This window comes from Streptomyces sp. JLSY215, from assembly GCF_059682825.1.
The window spans coordinates 1,884,488-1,897,329 of sequence record NZ_CM185022.1 but is presented as its reverse complement, the minus strand read 5'-3'; the positions used below and the strand labels follow the sequence as shown (position 1 = coordinate 1,897,329).

Annotated in this window: 11 protein-coding genes; 7 read left to right on the top strand and 4 right to left on the bottom strand. The window is 73.5% G+C overall.

Annotated elements, in window-relative coordinates:
* The first annotated feature begins 187 nt into the window (after positions 1-187).
* The 6 genes from AC5677_RS08520 to AC5677_RS08495 all read left to right on the top strand — a co-directional run bounded on the left by AC5677_RS08520 (position 188) and on the right by AC5677_RS08495 (position 8,189).
* Positions 188-1,882, top strand: a complete 1,695-nt coding sequence (locus tag AC5677_RS08520) for an FAD-binding dehydrogenase (protein ID WP_497194405.1) — start codon at positions 188-190, stop codon at positions 1,880-1,882.
* A gap of 259 nt (positions 1,883-2,141) precedes the next feature.
* Positions 2,142-3,095: a hypothetical protein gene (locus AC5677_RS08515; protein ID WP_497194404.1), complete on the top strand. Its 954-nt coding sequence runs from the start codon at positions 2,142-2,144 to the stop codon at positions 3,093-3,095.
* Between the two features lie 68 nt (positions 3,096-3,163).
* Positions 3,164-4,786 carry an APC family permease gene (locus AC5677_RS08510; RefSeq protein WP_497194403.1) on the top strand — a complete coding sequence of 541 codons (1,623 nt, stop codon included), beginning with the start codon at positions 3,164-3,166 and terminating at the stop codon, positions 4,784-4,786.
* On the top strand, positions 4,783-6,705 hold the full coding sequence (locus tag AC5677_RS08505; protein WP_497194402.1) for a primary-amine oxidase: 1,923 nt from the start codon (positions 4,783-4,785) through the stop codon (positions 6,703-6,705). The genes AC5677_RS08510 and AC5677_RS08505 overlap by 4 nt, the downstream gene beginning before the upstream one ends.
* 79 nt (positions 6,706-6,784) lie before the next feature.
* Positions 6,785-7,540, top strand: coding sequence for a molybdopterin-dependent oxidoreductase (locus AC5677_RS08500; protein ID WP_497194401.1), 756 nt, complete (start codon positions 6,785-6,787; stop codon positions 7,538-7,540).
* Positions 7,524-8,189: a cytochrome b/b6 domain-containing protein gene (locus AC5677_RS08495; RefSeq protein ID WP_497194400.1), complete on the top strand. Its 666-nt coding sequence runs from the start codon at positions 7,524-7,526 to the stop codon at positions 8,187-8,189. The genes AC5677_RS08500 and AC5677_RS08495 overlap by 17 nt, the downstream gene beginning before the upstream one ends.
* Before the next feature lie 30 nt (positions 8,190-8,219).
* On the opposite strand, the gene AC5677_RS08490 is transcribed toward AC5677_RS08495, so the two are convergent.
* From AC5677_RS08490 to AC5677_RS08475, 4 genes are all read right to left on the bottom strand, one after another.
* Positions 8,220-9,404, bottom strand: coding sequence for a sensor histidine kinase (locus tag AC5677_RS08490; RefSeq protein WP_497194399.1), 1,185 nt, complete (start codon positions 9,402-9,404; stop codon positions 8,220-8,222).
* The gene (locus AC5677_RS08485; protein WP_497194398.1) at positions 9,401-10,177 is read right to left on the bottom strand and encodes a response regulator transcription factor; all 777 of its coding nucleotides are present in this window, start codon (positions 10,175-10,177) and stop codon (positions 9,401-9,403) included. Before AC5677_RS08485 ends, AC5677_RS08490 begins: the two co-directional genes overlap by 4 nt.
* Positions 10,178-10,277: 100 nt before the next feature.
* Positions 10,278-10,793, bottom strand: a complete 516-nt coding sequence (locus tag AC5677_RS08480; protein WP_497194397.1) for a hypothetical protein — start codon at positions 10,791-10,793, stop codon at positions 10,278-10,280.
* A 116-nt stretch (positions 10,794-10,909) separates the two neighbouring features.
* Positions 10,910-11,311 (bottom strand): (2Fe-2S) ferredoxin domain-containing protein, encoded by a 402-nt coding sequence (locus tag AC5677_RS08475; protein ID WP_497194396.1) that lies wholly within the window; start codon positions 11,309-11,311, stop codon positions 10,910-10,912.
* A 52-nt stretch (positions 11,312-11,363) separates the two neighbouring features.
* On the opposite strand from AC5677_RS08475, the gene AC5677_RS08470 reads away from it, so the two are divergent.
* Positions 11,364-12,755 (top strand): cytochrome P450, encoded by a 1,392-nt coding sequence (locus tag AC5677_RS08470; protein ID WP_497194395.1) that lies wholly within the window; start codon positions 11,364-11,366, stop codon positions 12,753-12,755.
* Positions 12,756-12,842: the final 87 nt, after the last annotated feature.

Below are 12,842 nucleotides of genomic sequence, written 5' to 3'. Positions count from 1 at the left end.
GCGCCTGAGGACAGTCGTCCGGTGGCGGCCCGGGGTGGCCCTCAACACCCCCTATTCTTGCGCGAGCCCGCCCGTACCACCGGGTAACAAAGGGTTGACGGCATGGTCCACCGCGCTGAGGATCGTGGACACCACGGCGTCCGGGGCGGCCGGCACGCTCCGGTGCGGAGAGCGGAAGAGAGCGCAGATGGCGTACGACGCTGATGTGATCGTGATCGGGGCGGGTCTGGCGGGACTCGCGGCCACCGCCGAACTGATCGACGCGGGACGCAAGGTGATCCTGCTCGACCAGGAGCCCGAGCAGTCCCTCGGCGGTCAGGCCCACTGGTCCTTCGGCGGCCTCTTCCTCGTCGACTCCCCCGAACAGCGCAGGCTGCGCATCCGCGACAGCCGCGAGCTGGCCTGGCAGGACTGGCTGGGCACCGCCGGCTTCGACCGGCCCGAGGACCACTGGCCGCGCAAATGGGCCGAGGCCTACGTCGACTTCGCCTCGGGCGAGAAGCGCGCATGGCTGCACCGGCAGGGCGTACGGTTCTTCCCCGTCGTCGGCTGGGCGGAGCGCGGCGGCTACGACGCGACCGGGCACGGCAACTCCGTCCCCCGCTTCCACGTCACCTGGGGCACCGGCCCCGGCCTCGTTGCGCCGTTCGAGCGCCGGGTGCGGGCGGGCGCCGCCCGCGGCCTGGCGGACCTGCGCTTCCGCCACCGCGTCACCGCCCTGTCCCGCAGCGCGGGCAGCGTGGACACGGTCAGCGGGGAGATCCTCGCGCCCTCGGACGCCGAGCGGGGCAGGCCCAGCAGCCGTGAGGTCACCGGGGCCTTCGAGCTGCGCGCCCAGGCCGTGATCGTCACCTCCGGCGGCATCGGCGGCAACCACGACCTCGTCCGCGCCAACTGGCCCGAGCGGCTCGGCAAGGCCCCCGAGCGGATGCTCTCGGGCGTCCCCGCGCATGTCGACGGCAAGATGCTCGGCATCACCGAGGCGGCCGGCGGCCGGATCATCAACCGCGACCGGATGTGGCACTACACCGAGGGCATCGACAACTGGAACCCCATCTGGCCGATGCACGGCATCCGGATCCTGTCCGGCCCCTCCCCGCTGTGGCTGGACGCCCGCGGCAAGCGGCTGCCGGTGCCGCTGTTCCCGGGCTTCGACACCCTCGGCACCCTCGAACACATCATGCGGACCGGCCACGACCACACCTGGTTCGTGCTCACCCGGAAGATCATCGAGAAGGAGTTCACCCTCTCCGGCTCCGAACAGAACCCGGACCTGACCGGCAAGAGCGTGCGCGAGGTGCTGGGCCGCGCCAGGGCCGGGGTGCCGGGCCCGGTGCAGGCCTTCATGGACCACGGCGCGGACTTCATCGTCGAACGGTCCCTGACCGACCTCGTACGGCGGATGAACGAAATCACCGAGGACCCGCTGATCGACGAGGCCGCGCTGCGCCGCGAAATCGTCGCGCGCGACCGCGAGATCGCCCACCCCTTCACCAAGGACCTCCAGGTCACGGCCATCCGCGGGGCCCGTAAATACCTCGGCGACCGGCTGATCCGCACCGCCGCCCCGCACCGCCTGCTGGACCCCGGGGCCGGCCCGCTGATCGCCGTACGGCTGAGCATCCTCACCCGCAAGACCCTCGGCGGCCTGGAGACCGACCTGTCCTCGCGGGTGCTGACGGAGGGCGGCGAGCCTTCCCCAAGTTCTGGGCTTCGCTCGAACAGGGGAGACCCCATTCCGGGCCTGTACGCGGCGGGCGAGGTGGCGGGATTCGGCGGTGGCGGGGTGCACGGCTACCGCTCGCTGGAGGGCACCTTCCTCGGCGGCTGCCTCTTCTCCGGGCGCAGCGCGGGCCGGGCGGCTGCCAGGGCGGTTTCCTGAACGCACCGGATCCGCCGCCGCCTTCCGGACGGTGATCAATCAATATCGTTTCCCGGAAGGGGAGTTGGGGGGATCCGGCCATTCCCCTTCCGGCCTTGACGCGACGCTGTGCGTACCGCTTTGCTGTCCGTGAACTTTCCGCGGTGGACCAGACCATTTCACGCCGGCGTGTTACGCGCGCAGATTCCGGTCCACTCCCCGGCCGGACGACACAACGAGGTGGAGCATCGGTGCAGCGCGTCATGGAGTCCTCCGGTCCATGAGTCCGCCTCTTCCGCCCCCGCTGGGACGCGCCCGCCGCAAGGACGCCCCGGTCCTCTCCCCGAGCCTGGACGACGCCCAACTGGTCACCGCCACCGCGGCGCTGACCCAGGGACGATGGACCGAGGTACGGACCCTGCTCGCCGAGACCGGCGCCGACTGGGATCTGCGCGGCCACCGATTAACCGTCCTGGGCGCCTGCGCGGGAAGCGCCGCCTGGGCCCGCGACTGGCAGCTCGCCGAACCGGACAGCGGCGACGCCGCCACCCTCCTGGCCTGCGCACTCGTCCACCTGGCGGTATCCGGGAAGGGCCCCGTCGAGGCCGCCGCCGACGCCTGCCGGGCCGCCACCGTCCTGCTGCCCGACGATCCGACCCCCTGGCTCGGCACGCTGATCCTCGCCCGCAGCACCGGCACCGTCGACGAACGCGAGCAGGCCTTCGACCAGATCCGCGCCCGCCACCCCGACCACCACCACGCGCACCACCTCATGACGGCCTGTCTGGCCGAACTCCAGCAGGGCGACCGCGACGACCCCCTGCACCAGGTCTACGACTTCGCCGCCTGGGCCGCCGAACAGGCCCCCGCCGACTCGCCGCTGGCCGTCCTCCCCGTCGTCGCCCACGCCGAGCGCTACCGTGTCCTCGCCGCCCACGGCCTGGAGCCCGCCGACCCCGCCGCCTGCGACCACTGGGCCACCCGCCGCGCCCGCCAGGCGATGAAGGCCGCCTTCGACTGGTGGCTGGAGTGGGAGGGCGAGGGCCACCCCCGCTCCAAGGTCGACCTCAACTTCCTCGCACACGCAAAGTTCTACGAGGGACGGATGGCCGAGGCGGCCGCGCTCTTCCACCGCATCGGCACCCACGTCACCCCCCAACCCTGGTCGTACGCCGACCGCGACGCCCTCAAGGCGTTCAAGGCCGCCCGCGCCGTCGCCCTCGGCGTCACCTGACCGCCTCCCACCGCCACCCCCGCATCCCCCCCATCGCCCCCAGCGTCCCCGGAAAGGACAACCCCGCCATGCCCATCGGCAGTTCGGGAAAGACGAGCAGCGCCCCGGCCACCGCCCGCCCCGGGCCGACGACCGGCCCCGACGGCGGGATCAGCACCTTCAAGGGCACCGAACGCGCACTGCGGGCCGACCGCATCGGCACCCCCGGTCTGCTGCTGTCCGTACTGGCCGCCAGCGCACCCCTGATGGTCGTCGCCGGCGTCATGGCCACCACCTACCAGGTCATGGGGATCGTGGGACAGCCGCTGCTGTTCGTCCTGCTGGGCGTGGTGATGGCGCTGTTCAGCGTCGGCTACGCCGAGATGAGCCGGCACGTCCACAACGCCGGTGCCTTCTACGCGTACATCGCCCGCGGCCTGGGCGGCACCGTCGGCTCGGGCGCCTCCTTCGTGGCGCTCGCCTCCTACAGCACCCTCCAGTGCGGCATCTACGGCATGTTCGGCTTCGAGGTCTCCGGGCTGCTGGAGCGGCATCTGTCGGTGAGCGTCGCCTGGTGGATCCCGGGGCTGGCCGCCGTCGCCGTCACCGGAGTCCTCGGCGCCCTGAAGATCGACCTCAACGCCAAGGTGCTCGGCGTCCTCCTGTGCATCGAGGTCGCCATGATCGTCGTCTTCGACACCGCCTTCGCCGCCCAGCCCGGACCGCAGGGCCTGTCCCTGCACGCCTTCGACCCCACCACCCTCGGCGGCGCGGGCCTGGGCACCACCCTGTGCTTCGCCGTCACCGCCTTCGTCGGCTTCGAACAGGCCCCCGTCTACGCCGAGGAGACCAGCCGCCCGGGAACGGTCGTGGCCCGGGTGATGTTCCTGTGCGTCGGCATCGTCGCGGTCTTCTTCGCCCTCAGCTCCTGGCTCATGGGCGTCGCCACCGGCCCCGCCCACATCGTCGCCGAGGCGGGCAAATACGGCCCGAAACTCATCTTCGCGCTGTCCGAACCCCGCCTGGGCACCGTCTTCACCGACGTCCTGCATCTCTTCTTCGTCACCGGGATCTTCGCGTCGATGCTCAGCTTCCACAACGTCGTCGCCCGCTACGCCTTCGCCATGGGCCGCGAGGGCCTGCTGCCCGCCCCGCTCGGCCGCACCGCCAAGGCCAGCGGCGCCCCGGCCCTCGGCTCCCTCCTCCAGACCGTCATCGCCCTCATCGTCGTCACCGCCTTCGCCGTCACCGACCACCACCCCGTGGGCGACCCCACCGCCCCCGTCATCCAGCTGTTCACCTGGGCCGGCAACGTCGGCGCGATCGGCGTGATCCTGCTGATGGCCACCGCCTCCGTCGCCGTCATCGTCTTCTTCGTACGCCGCGGAGCGGGCCGCGCCCAGGCCGGCCGACTGGTCTGCGCGGGCCTCGCCGCCATCGCCCTGCTGATCGTCCTCGGCTACGGCGTCACCGACTTCGACGTCCTGGTCGACGCCGACCAGGACTCCGTACTGAGCTGGCTGCTGCCCTCCCTGATCGGCGTCGCCGCCGCCGTCGGCCTTGTCCACGGCCGGGTGCTGCGCGCCCGACGACCCGAGGTGCACGCCCGGATCGGGCTGGGCAACGAGGCCTTCCAACTCGACAAGGCGGCCGGCGCACCGTCCCCGGGCGAGGCGTCCACCCCCACCCCGCACAAGGAGAACCGACGATGACCACCCCCCACGCGCACCCCCTCGACCCGCTGACCGCCGACGAGATAGCCACCGCCCGCACCGTCCTGGAGGAGGCCGGCAAGGCGGGCGAAACCACCCGCTACCCGCTCGTCCTCCTCGATGAACCGGACCGCCACACCGTCGCCGCCCACCACCCCGGCGCCCCCGTCACCCGCCGGCTGCGCGTCACCCTCCTCGAACCGGCCACCGGCAGCAGCCACGAAGCCCTCGTCGACGTCACCGCCCGCACCCTCCTCGCCCACCGCGCACTCGACCCGGAGACCGACGGCCAGCCGCCGATCCTCTTCGAGGAACACGAGCGCTGCGACCGGATCGTCAAGGCCGACCCGGACTGGCGCAAGGCCATGGCCGAACGCGGCATCACCGACACCGACCTGGTCGTCTGCGCCCCGCTCGCGGCCGGCAACTTCGCCGCCGAAGGGGAACGCGGCCGCCGGATGCTGCGCTCGCTGACCTTCCTGCGCTGCACCACCACCGACAACCCCTTCGCGCACCCGGTCGGCGGCCTCGTCGCCGACGTCGACCTCACCGAGGGCCGGGTCATCCGCCTCATCGACACCGGCCCGGTCCCCGTCCCCGCCGAATGCGGCCGCTACGAGGCCGAGTTCACCGGCCCGCCCCGCACCGACCTCACACCACTGGACATCAGCCAGCCGGACGGGCCCTCCTTCTCCCTCGACGGCACCGTCCTCACCTGGCAGAACTGGCAGCTGCGGGTGGACTTCAACGCCCGCGAGGGCCTCGTCCTGCACCAGATCGCCCACCGCGACGGCGACCGCCTGCGCCCCGTACTGCACCGCGCCTCACTCGCCGAAATGGCCGTCCCCTACGCCGACCCCGACGCCTCCCGCAACTGGGTCTGCTACCTCGACGTCGGCGAATACACCCTCGGCCGGAACGCCAACGCGCTCCGCCTGGGCTGCGACTGCCTCGGCGAGATCCGCTACCTCGACGCCGTCGTCGCCGACGACCACTGCGCCCCGCAGACGCTGCCCAACGCCATCTGCATCCACGAGGAGGACCACGGCCTCCTGTGGAAACACAGCAACATGTTCGACGACTTCGCCGCCGAGAGCCGCCGCTCCCGCCGCCTGGTCATCTCCTTCATCGCCACCCTCGGCAACTACGACTACGGCTTCTACTGGTACCTCTACCAGGACGGCACCATCGAGTTCGAGGCCAAGTCCACCGGACTCGTACAGACCACCGCGACCGTCCCCGGCGAGCGCACCGCCTACGCCACCGAGGTCGCCCCCGGCCTCCAGGCGCCCTTCCACCAGCATCTGTTCTGCGCCCGGCTGGACCCGGCGGTGGACGGCCACGCCAACACCGTCGAGGAGATCGACGTCGTCCCGCTCCCGATGGGCCCCGACAACCCCCACGGCAACGCCTTCACCACCCGCACCACACCCCTCGCCGACTCCGCCGACGCGGGCCGCCTCGCCGACCCGGCCGCCGGCCGCCGCTGGCGGATCACCAACCCCGCCGCCTACAACCGCATGGGCCACTCCGTCGCCTACACCCTCACCCCGCAGCCCGGCCCCACCCTCCTGGCCCGCCCCGGCTCCTCCGTCGCCCGCCGCGTCGGCTACGCCACCCGCCACCTCTGGGTCACCCGCGCCCGCCCCGAACGCCGCTTCCCCGACGGCGACTACCCCAACCAGCACCCCGGCGGCGCCGGCGTCCTGGAATGGTCCCGGCCCGGCGAATCCCTCCTCAAAACCGAACTCACCCTCTGGCACACCTTCGGCCCCACCCACCTCCCACGCCTGGAGGACTGGCCGGTCATGCCCGTCGACCGCTGCGGCTTCACCCTCCGCCCCACCGGCTTCTTCGACCGCAACCCCGCCCTCGACCTGCCACGGGAGAGCGGCGGCCACTGCCACACCGCCCCCTGACGGCACCCGGACATGACGAAAGTCTGACGCCCGGCCCCGGACACTGGCACCGGCCGCCGCACGGTGCTCGAATCGAGGAGTGACCAAGGACGCAACCGACCCCCCAGCGGCGGACCACGGCGACGCCGACGGAGCCGGAACCCCCGTCGGCCGCCGCCTGGTGCTCGGCATGCTCGCCGCCGGCGCCGCGGGCATCGCCGCCGGCCCCGTCCTCCAGCGCGCCTACGACAACACCATCGGCGCCGCTGCCCAGAAGGACCCCACCGGCATCTCCGGCCTGCTCCCCGCCGGCGGCGGCTTCCGCTACTACTCGGTGACCGGCGCCGTCCCGCACAAGGACGAACACACCTACCGCCTCACCCTCGACGGCCTGGTCCGCCACCCCGCCGACTACCGCCTCGCCGACCTGCGCCGCCTCCCGCAGACCCGGATCGTGCACGACGTCCAGTGCGTCACCGGCTGGCGCGTCCCGGGCACCCCCTTCGAAGGCGTACGCCTGGCCACCCTCCTCGACGCCGCCGACGTCAGCCCCCGCGCCAGGGCCGTCCGCTTCACCTCCTTCGACGGCGCCTACAGCGAGTCCCTCACCCTCGCCCAGGCCCGCCGCAAGGACGTCCTGGTGGCCCTGCGCATGCAGGACAAGCCCCTCGGCCACGACCACGGCGGCCCCGTCCGCCTCTACGTCGCCCCCATGTACTTCTACAAGTCGGCGAAATGGCTCTCCGGCATCACCGTCACCGACCGCGTGGAGCCCGGCTTCTGGGAAGACCGCGGCTACGACATCGACGCCTGGGTCGGCCGATCGAACGGACGCGACGATGCCCCGACCGGCTGAACACACCGGGCACGGCGCGACCGACGCCACCGGCCCGGCCCGCATCCCCCGCTTCACCCCCGCCGAACGCCGGGTGCACCGCGCCACCGCCACCCTGCTGACCGTCTGCATCCTCACCGCGGCCTGCCTCTACCTGCCCTTCCTCGCCGAACTCGTCGGCCGCCGCGCCCTGCTGGTCACCGTCCACGAATGGTCCGGCATCCTCCTGCCCGTCCCCCTCCTCCTCGGCCTCGCCTCCCGCGCCCTGCGCGCCGACCTCACCCGCCTCAACCGCTTCGGCCCCCACGACCGCCGCTGGCTCCACTCCGCCCTGCGCCGCCGCCACACCGGCCGCCCCGCCGGAAAGTTCAACGCCGGCCAGAAGCTCTACGCCGCCTGGATCGCCGGCGCCGTCCTGGTGATGATGTGCACCGGCCTCCTGATGTGGTTCACGCACCTGGCACCCGTGATCTGGCGCACCGGCGCCACCTTCGTCCACGACTGGCTCGCCCTCGCCGTGATCGTCGTCGTCGCGGGCCACGTCTGGATGGCGTTCGGGGACCCGGAGGCGCGCCGCGGCATGCGCACGGGCTCGGTCGACGCGCAGTGGGCGCGACGGGAACATCCGCTGTGGGTGCACAAGGAACGGGGAAGCGGACCCGGGGAGTAGACCGCCCCAGGGCCGCCCACGGCCCTCGGGTCAGCGGCTCTCCGGCGCCGGCACCGTCGGCTCCCCGGCCGGCAGCTCCACCTCGAACCGGCACCCGGCCCCCGCGTTGCGCACCGTGGCCCGCCCCTCGTGCGCCTCCACGATGCCCCGGACGATCGCCAGCCCCAGCCCGGCCCCGCTCCCGCCGACGGGGGCACCCGTCGCCCGACCGGAGCCGGGAGCGGGGGAGCGGGGGGTACGGGCCGGCGCGCCCCGCCAGCCCGTGTCGAAGACCCGCGCCAGGTCCTCCGGCGGGATGCCCCCGCAGCCGTCCTCCACCGCCAGCACCACCCGCCCCTCCTCCTGCCGCGCGCTGACCGCGACCGTGCCGTCCGCCGGCGTCGCCCGGATCGCGTTGACCAGCAGATTGCCCAGTACGCGGGTGATCTGCTGCGCATCCACCCGGACCGGCAGCGACACCACCCCGCCGTCCACCAGCCGCACCCCGCGCGCCCGCGCCAGCGGCCGCGCCCCCGCCAGCGCATCGTCCACCAGGTCGTACACCGACACCCGCGACCACGTCAGCGTCAGCGCCCCGGCCTGGATACGGGAGAGTTCGAAGAGATCGTCGACCATCGCCGTCAGCCGGTCCGCCTCGACCCGCATCCGGGAGTGATAGCGCCCGGCGTCCTCGGCGACGCCGTCCTCCAGCGCCTCGGCCATCGCCCGCAGCCCGGCGAGCGGGGTCCGCAGATCGTGGGAGATCCCGGCGATCAGCTCCCGCCGCGCGGCGTCCATCGCCCGCTCCCGCTCCCGGGCCGCCGCCAGCCGCCCGCTGGTCTCCTCCAGCGCCCTGGACAGCGCGGCGAGTTCGGCGGTGGGCGGTTCGGCGGGCGCCACGAAGCCACCCTCGCTGCCCACCGTACGGGCGGACCGCGCCAGCTCCCGGCTGCCCGCCGCGATCCGCCGCCCGAACAGCAGCGCGGCGGCCAGCGACACCACCCCGGAGACGCCGACGACGGCCATCACCACGCCCAGGTCGTGCCCCGACAGGAACATCGCCTGCGCGACGGCCACCGTTCCCGCCGCCATCGCGGCGACCGCCAGCGCCGCCACGGCGAACAGCGACAGCGCGACGGAGCGCCGCCGCAGGGCCCGTACGGCGGGCGCGGCCAGCATCCCGACGATTGCCGCACCGAGCGCCGCCAGCGCGACGATGACCAGGAAGTCCGTCATGGCCGCGGCCCGCCGTCCGCCGGCCGGGCCGCCGGGTCGAAGCGGTAGCCCGCGCCCCACACCGTCGTCACCAGCCGCGGCGCCGCCGGATCGTCCTCGATCTTCTCGCGCAGCCGGCGCACATGCACGGTCACCGTCGACAGATCGCCGAACTCCCAGCCCCACACCCGGTGCAGCAGCTCCTCCCGGGAGAAGACCTGCCCCGGGTTGCGCAGCAGAAAGACCAGCAGGTCGAACTCGCGGGCGGTGAGGGAGAGTTCCCGTCCGGCGCGGTCGGCGCGGCGGGCACCGGGGTCGGCGGTGAGATCCCCGGCCCGCAGGACGGGGGAGTGACCGGGGGACGGCGGCGCGGCCTCCGCCCGCCGCAGCACGGAGCCGATGCGCAGCACCAGTTCCCGCGGGCTGAACGGTTTGGTGACGTAGTCGTCCGCGCCCAGTTCGAGCCCGAGGATGCGGTCCGCCTCCTCGCCCCGCGCCGTCAGCATCACCACCGGCACGGCCGGCGCACCGGCCGCCCGGCGCAGCCGCCGGCACACCTCCAGGCCGTCGATGCCCGGCAGCATCAGATCGAGGACGACCAGATGCGGGCGGAAGGCCGCGGCCCGCTCCAGCGCGGCGAACCCGTCGGCGGCGTGCTCGGTGGCGTACCCCGCACGCGAGAGATAGCCGGTGACGACCTCGGCGACCGTCGGATCGTCCTCGACGATCAGGACACGCCGCGGCGGCCCGTGCGGCGGGACCTGCGCGGGCGGCGGGGACACGGGTGACGTCATGCTTCCAGCCAACACCACCGGCCGCCGTGCCGCGCGGACGCCCACGGCCCCGTAAGACTCCGGTAACCGGCCCGCGCACCGGCCCCCGGACCCGCGGGCCCTACGCCCCGTCCCCCCGGCCGTCCGCGGCCCCGAGCGGCGACAGGCCGTTCACCGTGCCGCCGTTCACCGTGCCGCCGTCCACCGTGCCGCCGTCCGGCGTCCGCTCGAAGGCGGCCGCGAGCACGGCGGGGACGTCGGCCTCCGGGACGTCGGCGCGCACCTGCGCCAGCACACCGGGGAACTCGTCATCGGAGACGACGCCCAAGTGCTCCTGCCGCAGCCGGTGAATGACCTCGACCAGCTCGGGCCGCAGCTGCATCCAGGCGCGGGAGGTGCGGATCTCCTCCGCGGCCAGGTCCATGAACCAGCGCATGATCTCGTACGGAACGTCCACCTGCGGCGCCTGGGGATGGAAACACACCACCGGTTCCCGCGCCGGGTCCTCGTCGGGCACGATCGCGGTCACCACGGCGGGCTGACCGCCCACGAGGTCCAGTTCCAGGTACCAGGCGTCGTCGGGTACGGAGTACATCGTGGTGATCGCGTAACGGCCGTCGGGGTGCGGGATGGGCATCGCCGCATGCTGCCACACCCGGCCGGCGGTGCACCCGTCGATTTCGCGGCCGCTCCCGCTGCGCGGCGGACCCGGCCCTGCCCCTCGGACCGCCCCCAACCCTCCAGCCCCTGCCGCTAACCCTCCAGCCCCTCCCGCACCCGCCGCGACACCGTGATCGCGTACAGGTCGAGAACCCCCGGCGGTTCGGCGATCCCGGGGCCCCCGGCCCGTATCCAGGCGGCGATGTCGGCCAGCGCGTCGTCGTCGTTGACCAGCCCCAGCCACACGGGCCGCCCGCCCGCCGCCCGGCCCGCCGCCGACGGCTGGACCACGACCACATTTGCCTGGTCGCACACGTCCAGACACTCCGAGGCGCGCACCGGCGCCGCCCCCGCGAGGGCCGCGCGCAGCCGCGGTATCTGCCCGCTGTGGTCGACGCCGGGGATCTTGGCGGGATCGCCGCAGCAGCAGCCGCGGCAGACCGTGACCCGGCAGGGAGCCTCGCCGGCCGCCCGGCCGGAACGCTTGGTGATCATCCGGCCCATGCTACGTGTCATATCCCGCACGCCCACCGGACAGGATTGCGCCATGACGACTTCCGCTTCGTTACGCCCCCACGCCCCCGGCCCGGCCGGCCTCCCGGTCCTCGGCTCGCTGCTCGACCTGCGCCGCGACTCGCTCGGCACCTTTCTCCGCGCCCGGCGCGAACACGGCGAGGTGGTCCGCCTCCAGGCCGGACCGCCCGGCCTGCGCAGCGTGTTCCACGCGGTGTTCGCGCCGCAGGGCATCCAGCAGGTCCTCGCCTCCGAGGCGGCCAACTTCCGCAAGGACCACCCGCTGTACGAGGAGGTCCGCCAGTCCTTCGGCAACGGCCTGCTCACCAGCCAGGACACCGACTACCTCCGTCAGCGGCGGCTGGTGCAGCCGCTGTTCACCAAGCGCCGGGTCGACGGCTATGCGGCGGCCGTGACCTCCGAGGCCGACGCCGTCGCCGCGCGCTGGCGCACCGCGGACGGCGGCATCGTCGACCTGGTGCGCGAGATGAACCGGCTGGCCCTGTGCACGGTCTCGCGGATCCTGTTCGGTACGGACGCTCAGGAGGCGGCGGACGCCATCGACCGCTGCGCACCGGTCATCAACGCCTATGTCGTCGGCCGCGCCTATGTCCCCGTGAAGCTTCCCCGCGAGTGGCCCACCCCCGCGAACCGGCGGGCGCGGGCGGCCACCGACGAGCTGAACGCGCTGTGCGACCGCATCATCGCCGAGCGGCGCGCGGCGGCCGGGACGCCCGGGGACGGTGCCGTGGCGGGCGACGACCTGCTCTCCCTGCTCACCCGGGCCGGCAACGACGCGGACGGCTCCCTCGACGCGACCGAGATCCGCGAACAGGTCCTGATCTTCCTGCTGGCCGGGCACGAGACCACCGCGACCTCGCTCGCCTTCACCCTCCATCTCCTCGCCCGCCACCCGGAGGAACAGCGCAGCGTCCGCGAGGAGGTCGACCGGGTGCTGGGCGACCGCGCCCCCACCGCCGCCGACCTGGACCGGCTGCCGTGTCTGACGCAGGCCCTCAAGGAGTCCATGCGGCTGTATCCGGCGGCGCCGGTCATCAGCCGCCGGGCGGTCGAGGCCACCGAGATCGGCGGATTCCCGATCCCGGCGGGCGCCGATGTGGTCGTCGCCCCCTGGGTCACGCACCGCGACCCGGCCCTGTGGGAGGACCCCGAACGCTTCGACCCGGGCCGCTTCACGCCCGAGCGCGAGGCGGCCCGGCACCGCTACGCATGGTTCCCGTTCGGCGGCGGCCCGCGCGCCTGCATCGGGCAGCACTTCTCGATGCTGGAGTCCGTACTGGCGCTGGCGACGCTGCTGCGCGCGTACGAACTGGAGGCGGTGGACCAGGAGGTGCCGGTCGCCGCCGGCATCACGCTCCAGGCCACGGGACCCGCCCGGGTGCGGCTGCATCCGCGCGCCTCATAAACGCAACGAAAATAGCGTTTGCGTTTCCGGGGCGGTGCGCGTACGGTCGATACCGGTCCAGCGCGCGCCGCCAAGGCGCCCCCCGCC